Genomic DNA, 17,423 nt, shown 5'->3' with positions numbered 1-17,423 from the left:
CGTTGAGCTCACGCTCTGCGATTGCGGGATGTGGCACTCTGACGTGGTACGTAGATGACCTTGTCAATAAGATCGCGGTACCGCTCGATGATTGCAGATCGCTTGGCCTTGAGACTTGGCGTGATCATGCCATTCTCCTGAGTGAATTCATCATCGACGATTTCAAACTTGCGAATGGACTCTGCACGTGAAACCAGATCGTTCGCCGTGTCCACAGCGCGTTCAACCTCCGTGACGACAATCGGATTATGTTTGGCCTCAACCAATGAGGTAACCTCTTCAGCTCCCTGAGCTTTGAGCCATGCGTTTGTATCTGCCAGATCAAGTGCAATGATTGCCGCGATGAATGGCTTGCGATCACCAATGACGAGGCATTGACTTACCACAGGAGATGTCATGACTGAGGCTTCGAGCACGCTTGGCGAGACATTCTTGCCGCCGGCGGTGATGATCAGATCTTTCTTGCGTCCCGTGATGGTAACGAATCCCTGTTCGTCAATATCGCCAAGATCACCGGTATGGAGCCAACCGTCGACAATCTGACTGTGAGTAAGTTCAGGGTGATTATGGTATCCTACACAGACGCTGCCACCCTTGATGCAGAGCTCTCCATCTTCGTCGATACCCATGCTGATGCCACCCAACGGCTTGCCAATGGTACCGATTTTGTATCCATCGGTTGGATTGACGCTGGCCGGTGCTGAAGTTTCCGTCATTCCGTAGCCTTCAAGCAGTGGTAGACCAACCCCATTAAAGAAGTGTGCTATAGAGACATCGAGTGGCGCTCCTCCAGAGACCGCATATTCGACTTTGCCACCGAATACACTCATGATCGCTGAATAGATCAGCTTGTTGTAGACCGCGTATTTTGCAGCAGTTGCAAAGGAGAGTTTCTCACCGCTCTGCTGGGCCTCAGACTTCAGACGTGCCACTCTGGCAGCATCGACGAACATGCGCCCAGTCAGGCCCGTGCCGGCGCGCTGGGATGCAGCGTTATATATCTTCTCGAAGATTCTGGGAACAGCCAGTACAAATGTTGGTTTGAAACTGTTGAAATCGTTGAGGATTGTCTTCATATTGCTTGACAATCCGAGTGTCACGTTGCCTGCAAATGAGAAGAACTGCATGTAGCGGGCAAAGACATGAGCCAGTGGCAGGAAGAGCAGTAGTCTCCTATCGGGTTTCAAACTGATATCAGGCATGGTATTCACACCCGAGTATGTGATCGATACGAAGTTGCTGTGCGAAAGTTCTATGCCTTTGGGAGTCCCAGTCGATCCTGACGTATAGACGATCGTAGCCAAGTCCGAACCCTTGACCGCTGATTCCCGTTCAAGGAACTCCTCTTCCTTGACACCTCTGCCATAGGTCTGCAAGGTGTTTATGGCCCCTAGGTCAATGACATAGAGATCATTGAGATATGCGCATTGATCGCGCACCGAATCGACCTTGTCCCGCATGTCGTCGTCTTCGACAAATGCCATCTTCACCTTGGAATCATTGAAGATCGTACGAATCTGAGCAGATGAGTTGGTTTCATAGACAGGGACTGTCAAGGCGCCTATGGACATGACGGCCATATCAAGGGCAGTCCATTCCCAACGGGTATGAGAGATGATCGAGACGGCATCGCCAGGCATGATGCCACGAGCAATAAGGCCCTTGGCAAGCTCAACTACGATGTTGCGAAACTCTGCAGCGGTGAACGCCTGCCAGGTGCCGTGTGCATCCTTGTATTCAACCAGCTTGTCTTCAGGAGCCCGGTCAACTCGTTTCTGAAGTATGGAGAAAATATTGACATCACTATCGATGGGTTCACTCAGTGGACGAGTATATTCTTTGTACATGCTGCTCCCTGTGTCTTGCTTCTCCCATGATTCTACCTTGTGTTCAGGCCATTTCGACTGGGTTTTTGGCGACTGAGTGTGGGATCGATAACGTAATGATCACATTTCGTGGCTTATTTGCTACATGGGGCAGGTATCGGTCACTCAGCTAGACAATTATTCACTGTGCTTTCAGCACTATCCGTGTCTTTGCAACGCGAGAGGCGGGATCCAGATAGTCGCTGCCTCGCTTGAGTCCCCAGTGAAGGCAAGAATCCTCGCAATGATCGGACATGTTCTCAACCGTCGCGAATGGTTGGCCCTGAGTGAGACGCTCGCCCGCAGCCAGCCATGTAACCGCAGGTTCGAAGGTGAAGGTCATTGCGCCATGTTGAACGGAGACTACGGATTTTTGCGCCACCTTCCCCTGAAATGAAACAACTCCATCAACAGGCGACACGAGTGTTTGACCAGTCTGTGTCTGCATGTCGATGCCACGATGGCCGGATGACCATTGTTGTGCGGGTGCTATGAATTCCTGAGTGATCGTCGGATTTTCAACTGGCCATATGGCAATGGCCCTGCAATCAGCATGAACGGAGGCATGCGCTGCAGTTGATGCCAACGCTGTGGAATCCGGTTGCAGCAGCCACGGCAATGCACATATCCAGCAGGCAATCATGCAGGGCAATGCAAACTGTAGACAGGCTTGTTTGTCTTGCAATTGTTTCCTCAAATAGGTGTGCGCGAAAATTCGATATGCGCGATTCGCATACGACATTCGATCATTCATTGCATGCATTCCTTTCTGACAGATACTCCCCGGATAGTGTGCGCTGGAGCGTTGTGAGAGCTCATGGGTGTGCATGGTCCACCATGGCAGAAGCGGAGTGATAACGAGTGCGAAATCAGGCATTGTGGTCGAATGTGGCTTCAATCATGTCCTGTTGACAAGCTTTCCAACACACAGGAATCGGGAGTGACTCAGCAGAAAGATGCGTTCTTTTGTTTCGAATTGTTAACCAACGTAATCTTTGCGAAACCTTGGCGCAACCCTTTTGGATAGTTACAGCCCTTATCTTAGAGCACACCGAGAGGGGGAAATCTTGTGAATCACTTTTTTGCTATTCGAAGTCATTGGGGAAGAGCGCTGGCAATCTTTGCAATCGTATGCATGGCTGCTCTAGGTATTTCTTCGGGCTTTACAACGCCAGCAGCTGCTGCTGAAGCCGTTCAGACATGTAATCCCACCGCTTCCAATGGTTGCGTCAACGGAATTCTCCAGGATGAGTCTCAACATGCACTTTCTGGTGTGGTCGTGACCTTGAGCGGTGTGGAAAGTGCTGCGACAACGACGGATGCAAGCGGTAGATGGGCGTTTTCAGTTGCCAAGGACGGATCCTATACCGTAAGTATCGATCCAACGGTCGCTTCTGCGCATGATTTGAAAGCAGACAAAGCCACGGTTGAAATCAAGAAGGGTGACTTCAGCAAATCCCGACAAGTCGTTCGTTTTGACGAGGCTCAGAGCTCGGACCAGTCCTCACCGAGCAGCACCGCATCCAGCTCAAGTTCGAGTTCAGGCTCCACCAAGCAATCTGACTCCACATCCACTGCCGATGACGACAACCCTTGGGCGGACTTCTCAGCTCGCGTATGGGACCAATTGTTCAGTGGCATAGTGTTCGGTCTGCTTCTCGGATTGATGTCCATGGGAATGAACCTCGTATATGGAACAACTAGGCTCAGCTCATTCTCGCATGGCGAACAGGTGACGCTTGGCGGGTTGATGGCCTATGTGGGTACACAGATTCTGCACTGGCCCCTGATTGTATCTGCTATCTTTGCAGTCGTCGTTGGCGGTATCACCGGATGGATTCAAAATGATCTGGTCTGGTCTCCACTGCGTAAGAAGCATGTTGGAGCGATGCAGCAGATGATTGTCACGATTGGTCTTTCCATGACACTGCAATATCTCTTCCAATTCTTCTTCGGTGCAGATGTCAAGGGCATCACACTCAATGTGCCGCAGGGATATCAGATCGGTCCCATCACCACAGATACGCCAACCCTGATTTCTGCTGCCGTGGCAATAGTGGTCATCATTGGCGTGACATTCTTCCTGTACCAGACTCGACTGGGGCGAGCTACACGCGCAATCTCTGACAACAGCGCGTTAGCCGCAGCCTCAGGAATCAATGTGGAAGAAGTCGTTCGTGTCGTGTGGATTCTCTCCACTTCACTGGCAGCATTGTCCGGTGTACTCATCGGAGTGTACTTCAACGGCATCCAATGGAATACCGGCGCATTGCTGTTGCTGCTGATGTTCTCGGCGGTCACCCTGGGCGGTCTTGGCACACCTAACGGAGCGCTTATCGGCTCGCTGGTCATAGGAATCGTGGCAGATATGAGTTCGCTTTTCATTCCCAACGATATGCGCTATGCAAGCGCACTCGCGATATTGATCATCGTGCTGCTCATCAGGCCACAAGGCATTTTCGGAAAATTGCAAAGGATTGGCTGACATGTATTTGAAGATTATGAGAAGGGGCTCGCTATGGATTTCATGACTTTGCTCACCGACACCACTGCGCAGTTGTTTGCGCCAACGACGGCAGCCTACGTACTTGCAGCCATCGGCCTGAACATTCACTTTGGCATGACGGGTCTGATGAACATGGGGCAGGCGGGATTCATGCTCCTCGGCGCATACGGATTCGCCATCACGCAAGGCATGGGATGGAATCTTTTTGCATCGCTGCTTGCCGCACTTATCTTGGCAGCAATATATGCGATTCTGCTGGGCATTCCGACACTGAAGCTTGGTCCGGATTACCTGTCGATGGTGACCTTGGCTTCCGCTGAAATCATACGAATCATTGCACGATCTACGTCAATGACGGCTATCACCGGTGGTTCGGGGGGCATTTCACCTCAAAACTTCACCAATCAATTCGAGAGCAGCTCTCCCCTGCCAGATGGCCGTTCAACGATTCTGCTGTGGTCATATTCCAACAATGTGGCTGATTCCTGGTGGATTCGCATTGTCTCTTGGGGTTTGGTCATGCTTGCAGCCTGGTTGACATGGCGTTGGTTCCACTCACCCTGGGGCCGCGTGCTGAAAGGCATACGTGAAGACGAGAATGCAGTGCGCTCATTGGGCAAATCGGTGACACGCTTCAAACTCGAATCGCTCTTCCTGGGCGGTTCCTTCGGCGCCATTGCCGGCATCATCTTTGTGCTGCCTCGTTCCGTCCAACCAGATTCACTCGGTCGTCAGGTCACCTTCTACACCTGGACGATTCTGCTTCTCGGCGGCGCTGCAACGATTTTTGGTCCAATTCTGGGATCCTGCCTGTTGTGGGTGCTTTTGACCTTTGTCAAGGAAATCATGCGAAATGCAATTCCTGACTCCGTCATATCGTCAAGCCAGATTGAATCTCTGGGATGGGTCATCGTGGGGGTCGCACTGATGTGTCTGGTGATCTTTAGACCTCAAGGATTATTAGGAGATAGGAAGGAGCTGGCTTTCAATGCCTGATACATCACAGAACACTCCTGAAGGCAAGGTACCAGTGGAGAGATCCTCTGCCACCGCCCCCAAGGCTAACAGCGTCACTCATGAATCCCTGAGCCAGCAGACTGCTTTTCAGGACATGGCTCAATGGCCTATGAACAAGGACCAGGCCAAAGGCCTTATCTCGACGGCATTCGTTGATCGTGTCGCCAAGGATCTCGAATTTGTGAAGCCAATTCCGGGCATCAAGAAACCTGACCCCATTCTCGTGGCGGATAAGGTTACGCGAAGATTCGGAGGAATGACTGCTGTCGATGTGGATCATTTCGAGATTGAACGGCACGGCATCACCGCCCTGATTGGACCAAACGGTGCCGGCAAGACGACTTTTTTCAATCTGATGACGGGCTTTGACATACCGAACACCGGAACATGGAACTTTGATGGCATGGATTTGGCCAAGGTCTCCCCTGAGCAAGTCGCGCGCAGAGGCATGGTCAGAACCTTCCAACTCACCAAGGTCATGAACCGTCTTACGGTCATGGACAACATGCTTCTGGGATCGCAACGCCAGCGCGGTGAGGGGATGCTGCGTTCACTGGTTCCAGGACTGTGGAAGTCACGCGAACGGGAAATCACTGAACAGGCCAGCGAACTGCTGAAGAGATTCCTGTTGTGGAAGAAGAAGGACGATTATGCGGGTTCCCTGTCAGGAGGTCAGCGAAAACTTCTCGAAATGGCTCGTGCCTTGATGAGCAATCCGAAACTCGTCATGCTTGACGAGCCGATGGCAGGAGTGAACCCTGCGCTGAAGCAATCCCTGCTCGATCATATTCTTTCACTCAGGGAAGAGGGCACAACGGTACTCTTCGTCGAACACGACATGAACATGGTTCGTCACATTGCCGATTGGGTCACCGTCATGGCAGAAGGCAAGATCGTAGCCGAAGGAAAACCTGCCGAAGTCATGAGCGACAAGGCGGTCATCGACGCCTATCTCGGTTCTCATGCAAACATCGACCTGGGAGACATTCCTGAGTCAGTCGTGACCGAAGAATCAGCAGCAGAAGTCACCACCGCATTGACTGGATCTGAAGAATCCCCCGAAGCGACTGCTCCCCTCTCATCCGGCGAACAGTCAGCTCATGGAAAGGAGCAGGTATGACATTGGCAGTCGAAGAAAGGTCACATGATAGTGAGCTCCACAGCAATGCAATGATCGATACGGGCACCAAGGAAGTACTGCTGGAGGCGGACAATCTCATCGCCGGATACCTACCGGGAGTCAACATCCTCAACGGTGCTTCACTGACCTTGCATGATGGCGAAATCGTCGGGATCATCGGACCCAACGGTGCCGGAAAATCTACATTGCTGAAATCACTCTTTGGACTGGTGCACATCAATTCTGGTTCGTTGGTTCTCAAAGGCAACGACATAACCAATATGCGTGCCGACAAGCTGGTCACTCGAGGTGTGGGATTTGTGCCTCAGACCGAGAATGTATTTCCAAGTCTGACGGTCAGCGAAAACATGCAGATGGGTGCATATCAGCATCCCAAGGCATTTAAGGAGCGCTTCGACTACGTGGCATCCATCTTTCCGCGAATCGCCGAACGCAAGGATCAGACTGCCGGTTCACTCTCTGGCGGTGAAAGGCAAATGGTCGCGATGGGACGCGCACTGATGATGAAGCCCACGGTTCTCCTGCTTGATGAGCCTTCTGCCGGTCTGAGCCCGATGTTGCAGGACGAGACCTTCATCCGTGTGCGTCAGGTAAATGCAGCCGGCGTGAGCGTAATCATCGTTGAACAGAATGCCCGCAGATGCCTTCAAATTTGTCATCGCGGATACGTTCTGGATCAAGGACGCAATGCCTATACCGGTTCCGGTCGAGATCTGCTGAACGATCCAAAGGTCATTTCGCTCTATCTCGGCAATCTTGAAGAAGAGGATTCCTGATCGGATCCACTTTTCGGCAATATCGAATTTTTCCGTGTTGTACCAAACAGAGAATAAAGGAAGAGTAGGGAAACATGAACAAGAAATCATCAAGAAAGTATCTGACTTCAGCACTCGCTGCAGGCACTGCTTTGGTTCTCGCACTATCAGGCTGTGGTTCATCCTCATCAAGTTCTTCAGGGTCATCAAAAGCATTCGTATTGGGCGGGCTGTTCCCTGAGACGGGTTCCTTGGCCTATCTTGGACCGGCGGAAACCAGTGCGTGGAAGCTGGCAGCGAAGGATATCAATGCCGCTGGCGGAGTCCTTGATACCAAGATCCAGACAGTGAGCGCCGATATCTCCGATGCCGACCACGCGGACCAGAACACTGCTGGTGCACAGTCAGTGCTGTCAAAAAATCCATCCGTGATTCTCGGACCGGCATCGAGCTCCGTGGTGCTCAATACCTATAAATCCATTGCCGAGGCGAAGGTGCCCATGATTTCCATGGGTGCAACATCGCCGACGCTTTCGGGCATCAGTCCATACTTCTTCAGAACGGTACCGCCTGATTCCGTTCAAGGTGCTGTGATGGGCAATTTGATTGCTCAAAATGGCGTTCAGAATCTCGCCATTGCAGTCTTCAACGACACCTATGGCACGAATCTTCGTGATGCTGTGGTCAAGTCAGCCGAGGCCGCAGGTGTGAAGATTGTCTATGGCGAGAAGGATACCTTCGATCCTTCAGAGACCAACTTCTCGTCATTGGTAACCTCCATCAAGGCAACCAAGCCCGATGCAGTCCTGGTCATCGCATTCGATCAGACCAAGCAGCTGCTGAAGGAAATGAGCAGCCAAGGCGTAGACACCAAGACCAAGCTCTACATGGTTGATGGCAATACCGCCGACTATTCAAAGGATTTCGAGGCTGGCATGCTCAAGGGGGCTCAGGGCACGATTCCAGGTGCACACCCCAGCGATGCCTTCCAGAAGCGTTTGAAGACGGTGACGCCGAAACTTGCTGATTTCACCTATTCTGCAGAAACCTATGATGGCGTGATTCTCGCAGCGCTTGCTGCTGAAAAGGGCGGTGCGACAGACGGCACGACCATCAAGGACAATCTGGCTGCAGTATCAGGAGCCAAGGGTGGCACGGCATGCACGAGTTATAAGGCATGCCTGAGTCTGCTGAAGGATAAGAAGGCAATTCATTACAAGGGTCAGTCCGGTATCGGTGCCTTCAACTCGAGCAACGATCCAAGCTCTGCCAGCATTGGCATCTACCAATTCAACGGCGACAACAAGCCAGTATTCAACCATGCTGAGGAAGGTGAAGTGCCTAAGGCATGAGCTTCGTAATCTGGGCGTGTAAAGCCCGGGTCTGCATATTCGTATGAACCCTGAGACCTGAATGCCCCGAGATCGGATAAGAACTGCAATGCCTCGTTACGCATATACGTAACGAGGCATTGTCATGACATAACTGGTGCTTACTAGCCCTTCCGGTTTTGACATGTAAAGGCTATATGCCATTGAAACACATGCCCCTTCTGCCATGCCGATCGTTCTTCTTCCTTGTCGTCCCGAGCGTTTCTTTTTCCTGACCTTCCCGAGCGTCCCTCTTTCCCGTCATCCCGAGCGTAGTCGAGGGATCTGCGTTGTTGGGGCCAAGGGTGAGATCTCTCGACTTCGGCTGCGCCTTCGCTCGAGATGACGGAGGAACGGCACTCGCGGTGAACACGAACATACCAAAACCGAAACAGCCTGTTTACTCAACGCACACTACTGCTGAATATGGTTGGTGCGTTGCAGTGCGGCAATATAGGACGCTGCCTCTTCACTCGACAATCTGCCACTGAGCATCACCGCTCGTGTAAGGCTTTGCTCTATGGATGCAATCACTGCGTGGTCGTGGCCGCAGATATAGAGGTACGCTCCCGATTCGAGCCACTCGTAAAGCTTGCGCGCTTGATGCAATACAACATTTTGAACGTGCTCACGAACATCTCCATAGCGAGACCAGGCAATGTCAAGAGATTCGAGAATGCCCTGATCACGATACCGTTCGAGCTCATCCTGATAGAGATAATCCTGCTTGGGATTTCGATTGCCAACGATGAGCCAGTTTCTTCCGCTGTCACCAGCGCGCAGTGCTCGTTCCTGAAGGAAGGCTCGATAGGGAGCGATTGCCGAACCGAGACCGACCATGATGATATCTGACGACCGATCCTCAGGAAGCCGGAATCGTTTGTTCGAGAGAATTGAAATCGTGATAGGAGTGCCAATCGGTGCACTCGTCAGATAGTTGGTGCACTCCCCCACAATGTGTTCGTCTCGGAAACCGAATTGAACTCTGGTCACCGTAAGTTCAATATATCCAGACGAGACCGAAGCCGCGTTTGAAATCGAATATAGTCGCCTATTGCTCGATGTGAACAGAGCAAGCATCTGGTCTGGGGCGATTTGGGCAGGAAAGTCTTGGAATAACGCATAGGGCGGATGAGTCTGCGCATAGTCCTTGAGAACCTGACTATCAGTCGGTAGTCCAGCGAAGGGACTTTCCGGAGCATATTGCGTATACCGCTCAATCAGGGCGGGGGTGTTGCGCGTAATATCCTTCGAACTTTGAAGAATATCCACGATGCGAGCATCAACCTGAGATGCCTTGTCTGCGAATGCGTTCTTCAGAAGACGTTCAACGGTCTTGTTGGAATTCGGATACTGGACGGTGACCATATCACCAGGAAGAAAAGTGGTCTCCAACGAAGGAAGACGCAAGCGTATGCTGTACACCTGCTTCTCTGAAGTGGACGATGTCAGCAGTCTTCGTTCTTCGAGAGTGGCTCGAAATTCTTGGAAGCCGCCTGACTTTGCACTCTTGTTGGTGTTTCCCGCCTTAGCGTGTGACTCCACCGGTGATGAATCGTGTGTAGGTGCTGCAGAACGGTGCTCTGCATCTGGTTGGGATGGCTTTTGAGTTGTAACCGAGAGGTTCGAGACATCGCTCGTTTCGGTTTTGGCTGAGCTTATAGCTGCATCGTCTACCACTGCATCTTCTACCACTGCATCGCCAACTTCCATGCTGGTTTGCATCTTGGATTTGCTCTGCGGTGCACCCTGCGAAAGTCCCAGTTCTTTCTGCAAGACTGGCATGAGTTCATGAATCCACTGCTGTGCTGCCAATTCATAATCGAAGTCGCATTCGCCATGCTTCATGATTCTTCGGGCACCCAGCTGTTCATATCGTGCATCGAACTGGCGTGCCATCAGGTTGTAGCTTTCGCCGTACGCGCTGTCTCCCAGACCAAGCACAGCAAATGACATCTTGACTAGCTTTGGAGCATCCTTGCCCATGATGAAGTCATAGAGATCCTCTGCCTCGAATGGCGGCTCTCCTTCTCCCTGCGTCGAAGTGACCATGATAAGAATGTCCTCTTCAGCAAAGTCTTCACATTCGTAATCAATGGAATCGACAATACGAACATTGCTGAAGATCGGCTGCACCGTTGCAAGCAGATCTTCGGCAACCCCTCGGGAATTACCCGTTTCGGAAGCTGAGAGAATCGTTATATGTCGAGTTTCTTGCATGCCAGTTATCCTGTCTTTGTCGTCAATGTTCCCAAACCCACTGCTGCAGGTTCAATCTATAGTAAGTATTCCAGCATGGGTCAAGGCTGGCTAGTGTCTTCTGCCACGGTGATGACGATTTCTTCTTCCGCGGCGAGACTGCAGCGTTTCAGACTGCATCCCACTCCTGCCGTGCTGTTGTTGAGACTTCGATTCCTGCCGGGCGCGACTTGTCTGATAGGTCTTGTGCTCCAACGTTGCGTCATGGAACCATTGCGACGCCTGCTCTTCGTCTATTCCGAACGAACGTTGAACGTCATTGACGAAACGCAGCCATGCAGCATTCTTGTCGTCTCTGCTGAGATCCACGCTGCGCATCTGTCCAATGTAGCGGCGAAGAATCATGAGGAATCTACGCCTGTCGGCTTGCGAGAGCTTCATGAAGCTTGATACACCCTGACTGTCCAACTGCGAGATATCATTGAAATTCTGCTGTTTCCCGGCATTCGAGATAAAGGAACGTATGGGGATGATGATGAACAGCACCAGCCCAAAGTATGGACGGAAGTATGCGAGGGCGATAAAGACGACCAACAGCGCGCTGTTGGTCAGATAGGCGGAACCGAATATATAGGTATAGACCCGCTTCATCTGTGCCGCGTCCTGATATTTTGTTGGCAGCATCGCTCTGGCTATGATCACCTCGAGAATCGTGACAATCAGATACGCCGTGCCACACAGCATGACGGTGCCTTGGGCGATATCCGAAATCATGAGCTTGGTGAATGCAGGGATCAGGGATACCACAAGGAGCAGCAGAAAGTCGAGAATGATGATCGTATGCGGTACCTCTTCAACCTCGTTGAACATCAGCGCATGCTTGTACCAGCAATTGGCGACGAAACAGAAGCTCACCACATACACGCCAATGTTCTGGGCAAGCTCCATATAATCCAGTTGACCACTTGTCACCTCAACCGGAACATCCAGAACCATGATGGTAAGGATGATGGCAAAGACTGCATCGCTGAACACATCGAATCTTTCCTTGAATTTCTTCACGCAAGTAGTATCCCGCACACTATCTACTCCCAGGATCACTGCGCTGCCAGTGAAAATGAGGGGAATACGGGCAAGACTCGCGAATTCCACAAGTTGACAAATAAAAAGTTACGAGTCTATTCTTTAGCTGTCGGTAGGCGAGACTACCACGGGGATACGGGTTGCTGCCGCAGCATAGTGGAGACACTGTTCGTCGGTCAACAATTTTTGTCGAGTCAAGGCATTGATTAATGTAACATCACTGCCCCGTGAAGTTGAAGCTTGAACGATGACATCTTGAGGAAAGCTCAACCGCAGTCTGAATTCATGGCATGGTCGCCGATGATCGTTTATTGAACTTAGGGGGTGGAAGTCATGGATAGTGATAGTGCACATCAATCCGATATTCATTTATGCACGAGTTACGTTTTTCATACAATTTCACCCATTCAACAAACCGACCGCAGTTACATTTCAATGTGACGATGTGAGCTGACACTGTGCTGCTGTACATTACAATCAGCAATTCGGGCAATCGGTCAGCACGGCAGCAAGGCATGTGCGCAGCGCCACGAAGCAAAGCCAGTTTCACCTTTCGCGACACCGCAGGTTTGAGTGTGAATGGGCAACCACCGAAAAGAGGCTCGCCATGGCTTCAGCTTTCACTATGACCATGAGTAGCGTCACCACAGGAAACACTGCCGAGGAAACAACACACACCAAGCATTCATTGTTTTCCGATGTCATTGTCATCATTGGAATTCTTGCCTTGATAGGAGCCATCGCTGTGATGCTTCCAGACATTGACAAGGCAGTCGGACCGCACGGTATACCATCAACAATTTCAACGGACCCTGGCAACCTGCCCTATTATGCGATGCGCTCGGTCCTGCGCATGTTCATAGCACTTGCATTTTCGCTGCTGTTTACCGTGATATATGGACTGGCGGCAGCGAGAAGTCGAAGGCTTGGTGCGATCCTGATTCCTCTGCTCGACATTCTTCAGTCAGTACCGATTCTTGGATTCCTTTCGGCAACCATTTCGCTATGGCTGGTGCTCTTCCCTGGTTCAATTCTTGGAGTCGAGGCCGCTTCCATCTTTGCAATATTCACCAGTCAGGCTTGGAACATGACCTTCTCCTTCCACCGCTCCCTGCTCAGCGAACCAGCGGAACTTGATGAGGCTGCAAAGATTCTCAGACTCAGCCACTGGCAACGCTTCTGGAAACTTGACATGCCGAATGCAATGATCCCCCTGCTCTGGAATTGCATGATGAGTGTAGGCGGCGGCTGGTTCTTCCTGACTGCATCGGAAATGATCTCGGTCAATAACCATACCTATGCACTTCCCGGCATCGGCAGTTACGTGGCAGAGGCATCACAGCATCGTCAATTAGGCAATATTGGATGGGCAATTCTAACCATGATCATTGTTGTGGTGCTCATTGATTTCTGCCTCTGGAAGCCACTGACAGCATGGGCGGAAAAGTTCCGAATCACGTCAAGCGGTTCTGTGATGCAAAGGCGCAGCTTGGTACTTACCATTATTCGTCAGTCGCATCTCAACGATGTACTTGCTTCACTCTGCCGTCCGGTTGGCGATGGCTTGGACATGGTGACGCGATCTTTGGGACGTACTGGTTCACGCTGGCGTGTTCATTCGACCCGTTCGCGCATCGGTGATCTGGCATTTGGCACTGTTATCACCATCGCCATTGCCATAGGCATCCTTGCATGGATCGACTCCATACGAAGAGGCACCGGACTCGATGAAATCTGGCATGTTCTCGGTCTTGGTCTGCTGACCTTCCTTCGCGTCATGCTGCTTACCATTGTCTGCTCCATCATCTGGGTTCCCATTGGTGCAAGTATCGGCATGAATCCACACCTTTCTCGCATTTTCCAACCGTTGATTCAAGTGCTTTCGAGCTTCCCTGCGAACTTCACCTTTCCGCTGGTGACGCTGTGGTTCATTGCATGGCACATAGATATCAACTGGGGCACGATGCTGCTGATGTCTCTGGGAACGCAGTGGTACATTCTCTTTAACGTCATCGCAGGTGCGAGCTCGATTCCTGATGATCTGCAAGAAATGACCCATAGCTTCAGACTTTCGGGGTGGCAGCGGTGGAGCAAGCTCATTCTTCCTGCGGTGTTCGGCTCGTGGTGCACGGGTGGCATCACCGCTGCCGGTGGCGCGTGGAATGCATCAATTGTTTCCGAAACTGTTGCCTATGGTCACACCACATTGACTGCCACCGGTCTGGGCTCGTACATCGCCGCATCCACGGCGTCGGGCAATATGTCGAAAACACTGCTGGGCGTGACGATCATGGCTCTGTTCGTGGTGATTGTCAATCGCATATTCTGGCATCCATTGGAGAATCTTGCAGAACGACGATTCTCCCTGACGTCCTGATCGCGGAACTTGACGATCGAACATCCCTTGTAAATATCGCAGAACAGCACGTAATACACACATAAAGGAGTAGCTATGAACATGATTCAGGCCTCTCACGTCAATACAACCTTCATGAGCGACAAGGGTGAAGAACTTACGGTATTGAAGGACATGTCTCTCACATTGCAGGAAGGCGAAATCGTTGCCATTCTTGGCCGTTCTGGCGCAGGCAAATCAACCTTCCTTCGCACTCTTGCCGGTTTGGTGCCTCCAACCAGTGGAAGTGTCAGCTATCGTGGCAAGGAGCTCCATGGACCAAATCCCGGTGTGGCCATGGTCTTCCAGACCTTTGCTCTCATGCCATGGCTCACGGTCAAGTCAAACGTCGAACTTGGTTTGCAGGCACGTGGTGTCGGTCGAAAGGAACGCGCACAGGCAGCATTGCAAGCCATAGATTCCATCGGTCTCGATGGCTTCGAATCAGCGTATCCAAAGGAACTGTCCGGCGGCATGAGACAGCGAGTCGGCATTGCGCGCGCATTGGTGCTCCAGCCAGACGCGCTGTTCATGGATGAACCATTCTCCGCATTGGATGTGCTCACCGCTGAAAACCTTCGTCAGGAAGTGTTGAATCTCTGGTCGAATGGTGAGGGCAAGCTACGATCCATTCTGATTGTGACGCATAACATCGAAGAAGCAGTGCAAATGGCAGATCGAGTGGTGGTGCTTGGTTCGCATCCTGGGCACGTCATTGCCAATGTGGATGTCAACCTTCCCCGTCCGAGAGACAAACATGCACCAGAATTCGAAGACATGGTTGACAGGCTCTATTCGATTTTGACTGGGAGAGGCAACGAAACCATGTCCAAGTCGCCCCGCACACCCAACCCGTTGTCTGGAGTCAAACAGATGGCAGCTGAATCGCCAACAAATCGCATGCTCCCCGATGCCACTCCTGGAGGTCTTGCCGGTCTTCTCGAAATTGTTGCAGGCTATCCTGACGGTATCGATCTTGCAGAATTGGCGTCCGCACTCTCATTCGAAGTCGATGATCTTTTCCCTCTCCTTGATGCGGGCACGTTACTCGGCATGCTCGATGTCAATAGAGGTCATGTAACGGTGACCGAAGTCGGACATCGTTGGAATGATGCTGATATTTTGAACAGCAAAGTCGTGTTTGCAGACATAGCAATGAGCCATGTTCCACTGGTCCGAGCCATTGACAGGGCGCTTCGCCAATCCAGGAACGGAAGTCTGCACGGTGACCTTATCGTTGATCTTCTACGCAACAAAGAGCCGGAAGATGTTGCGAGAAAGCAATTTCATATCGCCATTGAATGGGGGCGCTACGGAGAATTGTTCGATTACGATGCCGATGACGACATACTCACCCTCGATGAAGCAGCCCTGTGAATCTAGTGTTTCCAGATGTGCGCAATGACCTTGGCAACTGCATAGACACAGGCACTTGAGGTGGCAACGAAGAAGCCGATCGGCAGATCTGTCAGTACTGACAGGGCCACGGAAAGCCACATGCAGCACAGGGCAAAGATGGACGAGAGCGTAATCGCATGAATCGGATTACGCGCCAGGGCGCAAGCGGCAGCTGGAGGAGCGACCAGCAGACTGAACAGCAGCATAGCTCCGACAATCGGTACGCTTGCCGTGGTGACACAGGCAATCACGATGGTGAAGAGCAACGCTACAAGATTATTGTTCACGCCCTGCACGCTCGCCTGTTCAGGCATGATGGACGAGGCCAGCAAGGGCCGAATCATGCAGAGCACCAGTGTGACAGCGACAATGGCAAGAATCGACATGGTAAGCAGGTCCGAATCGGTCACGGCCAAAACCTGACCGAAAAGCAGCGCATAGACTTCATTGCTGTAATCGCCGCTCAGACTGAGCATGAAGGCTCCCCCAGCGAGCAAAAACACCAGCAGCAAGGCGATGACCACATCCCGTCTGCCTTTTTTGCCAAGGAAATGCATGGCAAGAGCGGAAAGCAGCGCGGCAATGCCCATACCCGTGACCGGGCTCAAGCCAATGGTGACGGCTACGGCCGCTCCGGCAAATGACCCATGAGGAATGGCATGAGCAAGAAACGAGTCACCGCGCAATACAACAAAGACACCAATGATTCCAGCACTCAAGGCAACGACGGTGCTGGCATACCAGGTATTCATCAAATATGCCTCAAACATGAGCGACCACGGCCTTTCTGCGGGCATTGCCATGGACCAGACCAAGGGAGCGCAGCACTCGGCAGACAAGATACATGAGCAGGATCAGTGCAACGATGCAGAAGCTCACCGACCACGACTTGCCGCCAGTCCAGTGATAACTCTCATACGAAAGTATGACCCCAATCCACACACTCGCGAAGCCCAGAACGCCTGCTGTAATGATGGCATCACGCATGCGGCGAGCAAGAATCAGTCCACAGGAAGCCGGCCCTATCAGTAGAGCCGTCGAAAGAATCGCACCGACAGAAATAGATCCGAGTGCAACGCCAATGCCAAGAATGCACATGAACACCGCATTGATAAGACCATTACGCACGCCATTGGCATGAGCGAGCTGCGGCGAAACCGTTACGAACAAGGCCGGACGCCATATCAAGGCCATCGCGACGATGCTGACAACCGCAAGTAGGCAGATCAGTGGCACAGTCTGGGGATTGATGGCAAACAATGAGCCAAAGAGCACCGCCACGGCAGCACTGCCACCTGATTTGCCCGTCATGGAAAGCGTTATGAACAGCGATGTGAAACCCATGCCCGTAGCGAGCACGATACCGGTGGCAACATCACGTCCACGGATTCGTTCGATGCCAATCGCATGCATGCCCAATCCTGCCAAGACACTTGCTACGAGGAACCCCCACAATTGGTTGATTCCTAGCAGATATGCGGCGGAGCCACCAACCGAAGCAAGATCGGTCAGAGAATGACCAGCGAACGATTGACCTCTGAGCACGGTGAGTACTCCAATACAGGCAGTCGCAATCGCAACTGTCGAACCGACCAACAAGGCAGTTCGCATTTCTTGGACCTGCCACAGGTCCATCAATAGGTTCATTGCAATCCTTATTTCCCTTGTGCCACCATGCCGCCACTCACGCCTAT

At 51.9% G+C, this 17,423-nt stretch carries 13 protein-coding genes and 1 riboswitch; of the genes, 7 read left to right on the top strand and 6 right to left on the bottom strand.

The genetic code is table 11. The annotated features are described in order from the left end of the window. Positions 1–8: 8 nt before the first annotated feature. Positions 9–1,847 carry an AMP-dependent synthetase/ligase gene (locus tag BAQU_RS04340; RefSeq protein ID WP_094693094.1) on the bottom strand — a complete coding sequence of 613 codons (1,839 nt, stop codon included), beginning with the start codon at positions 1,845–1,847 and terminating at the stop codon, positions 9–11. Between the two features lie 160 nt (positions 1,848–2,007). Next, positions 2,008–2,619 (bottom strand): M23 family metallopeptidase, encoded by a 612-nt coding sequence (locus tag BAQU_RS04335; RefSeq protein WP_158215639.1) that lies wholly within the window; start codon positions 2,617–2,619, stop codon positions 2,008–2,010. A gap of 381 nt (positions 2,620–3,000) precedes the next feature. Between BAQU_RS04335 and BAQU_RS04330 the strand changes: the two genes are divergently transcribed. From BAQU_RS04330 to BAQU_RS04310, 5 genes are all read left to right on the top strand, one after another. Further along, positions 3,001–4,350: an ABC transporter permease subunit gene (locus BAQU_RS04330; protein ID WP_094693090.1), complete on the top strand. Its 1,350-nt coding sequence runs from the start codon at positions 3,001–3,003 to the stop codon at positions 4,348–4,350. 33 nt (positions 4,351–4,383) lie between these two features. Beyond that, entirely contained in the window at positions 4,384–5,367 is a 984-nt protein-coding gene (locus tag BAQU_RS04325) for a branched-chain amino acid ABC transporter permease (RefSeq protein WP_094693088.1), read from the top strand. 115 nt (positions 5,368–5,482) lie between these two features. Further along, the gene (locus BAQU_RS04320) at positions 5,483–6,508 is read left to right on the top strand and encodes an ABC transporter ATP-binding protein (RefSeq protein ID WP_094693914.1); all 1,026 of its coding nucleotides are present in this window, start codon (positions 5,483–5,485) and stop codon (positions 6,506–6,508) included. 50 nt (positions 6,509–6,558) lie between these two features. Next, on the top strand, positions 6,559–7,305 hold the full coding sequence (locus BAQU_RS04315) for an ABC transporter ATP-binding protein (RefSeq protein ID WP_244568461.1): 747 nt from the start codon (positions 6,559–6,561) through the stop codon (positions 7,303–7,305). 74 nt (positions 7,306–7,379) lie between these two features. Continuing rightward, complete coding sequence (locus BAQU_RS04310) at positions 7,380–8,636, top strand: ABC transporter substrate-binding protein (protein WP_094693084.1); 1,257 nt, start codon at positions 7,380–7,382, stop codon at positions 8,634–8,636. A gap of 432 nt (positions 8,637–9,068) precedes the next feature. On the opposite strand, the gene BAQU_RS04300 is transcribed toward BAQU_RS04310, so the two are convergent. Together BAQU_RS04300 and BAQU_RS04295 are read right to left on the bottom strand one after the other, a co-directional pair. Beyond that, the gene (locus BAQU_RS04300; RefSeq protein WP_094693080.1) at positions 9,069–10,874 is read right to left on the bottom strand and encodes a flavodoxin domain-containing protein; all 1,806 of its coding nucleotides are present in this window, start codon (positions 10,872–10,874) and stop codon (positions 9,069–9,071) included. 90 nt (positions 10,875–10,964) lie between these two features. Continuing rightward, the gene (locus BAQU_RS04295) at positions 10,965–11,915 is read right to left on the bottom strand and encodes a TMEM175 family protein (RefSeq protein ID WP_158215638.1); all 951 of its coding nucleotides are present in this window, start codon (positions 11,913–11,915) and stop codon (positions 10,965–10,967) included. A 122-nt stretch (positions 11,916–12,037) separates the two neighbouring features. Then, positions 12,038–12,195, top strand: a riboswitch (M-box (ykoK) riboswitch). Between the two features lie 366 nt (positions 12,196–12,561). Between BAQU_RS04295 and BAQU_RS04290 the strand changes: the two genes are divergently transcribed. Continuing rightward, positions 12,562–14,313, top strand: coding sequence for an ABC transporter permease (locus BAQU_RS04290; RefSeq protein WP_094693912.1), 1,752 nt, complete (start codon positions 12,562–12,564; stop codon positions 14,311–14,313). A gap of 81 nt (positions 14,314–14,394) precedes the next feature. Next, positions 14,395–15,708, top strand: a complete 1,314-nt coding sequence (locus BAQU_RS04285; protein WP_415447707.1) for an ABC transporter ATP-binding protein — start codon at positions 14,395–14,397, stop codon at positions 15,706–15,708. A 2-nt stretch (positions 15,709–15,710) separates the two neighbouring features. Here BAQU_RS04285 and BAQU_RS04280 read toward each other — a convergent pair whose 3' ends face one another. Together BAQU_RS04280 and BAQU_RS04275 are read right to left on the bottom strand one after the other, a co-directional pair. Then, positions 15,711–16,481 (bottom strand): metal ABC transporter permease, encoded by a 771-nt coding sequence (locus BAQU_RS04280; protein WP_158215637.1) that lies wholly within the window; start codon positions 16,479–16,481, stop codon positions 15,711–15,713. Positions 16,482–16,491: 10 nt separating this feature from the next. After that, positions 16,492–17,376, bottom strand: coding sequence for a metal ABC transporter permease (locus tag BAQU_RS04275; RefSeq protein ID WP_094693072.1), 885 nt, complete (start codon positions 17,374–17,376; stop codon positions 16,492–16,494). Positions 17,377–17,423 lie beyond the last annotated feature (47 nt).

This window comes from Bifidobacterium aquikefiri, from assembly GCF_002259795.1.
In the GTDB taxonomy this organism is placed as follows: Bacteria; Actinomycetota; Actinomycetes; order Actinomycetales; family Bifidobacteriaceae; genus Bombiscardovia; species Bombiscardovia aquikefiri.
This window is presented reverse-complemented; position numbering and strand designations above follow the sequence as displayed.

What these genes read in the sequence shown, in the direction of transcription:
- BAQU_RS04340 (WP_094693094.1), bottom strand. Translation starts at nt 1,847, where the DNA reads ATGTACAAAGAATATACTCGTCCACTGAGTGAACCCATCGATAGTGAT.
- BAQU_RS04335 (WP_158215639.1), bottom strand. Translation starts at nt 2,619, where the DNA reads ATGAATGATCGAATGTCGTATGCGAATCGCGCATATCGAATTTTCGCG.
- BAQU_RS04330 (WP_094693090.1), top strand. Translation starts at nt 3,001, where the DNA reads ATGGCTGCTCTAGGTATTTCTTCGGGCTTTACAACGCCAGCAGCTGCT.
- BAQU_RS04325 (WP_094693088.1), top strand. Translation starts at nt 4,384, where the DNA reads ATGGATTTCATGACTTTGCTCACCGACACCACTGCGCAGTTGTTTGCG.
- BAQU_RS04320 (WP_094693914.1), top strand. Translation starts at nt 5,483, where the DNA reads ATGGCTCAATGGCCTATGAACAAGGACCAGGCCAAAGGCCTTATCTCG.
- BAQU_RS04315 (WP_244568461.1), top strand. Translation starts at nt 6,559, where the DNA reads ATGATCGATACGGGCACCAAGGAAGTACTGCTGGAGGCGGACAATCTC.
- BAQU_RS04310 (WP_094693084.1), top strand. Translation starts at nt 7,380, where the DNA reads ATGAACAAGAAATCATCAAGAAAGTATCTGACTTCAGCACTCGCTGCA.
- BAQU_RS04300 (WP_094693080.1), bottom strand. Translation starts at nt 10,874, where the DNA reads ATGCAAGAAACTCGACATATAACGATTCTCTCAGCTTCCGAAACGGGT.
- BAQU_RS04290 (WP_094693912.1), top strand. Translation starts at nt 12,562, where the DNA reads ATGACCATGAGTAGCGTCACCACAGGAAACACTGCCGAGGAAACAACA.
- BAQU_RS04285 (WP_415447707.1), top strand. Translation starts at nt 14,395, where the DNA reads ATGATTCAGGCCTCTCACGTCAATACAACCTTCATGAGCGACAAGGGT.
- BAQU_RS04280 (WP_158215637.1), bottom strand. Translation starts at nt 16,481, where the DNA reads ATGAATACCTGGTATGCCAGCACCGTCGTTGCCTTGAGTGCTGGAATC.
- BAQU_RS04275 (WP_094693072.1), bottom strand. Translation starts at nt 17,376, where the DNA reads ATGAACCTATTGATGGACCTGTGGCAGGTCCAAGAAATGCGAACTGCC.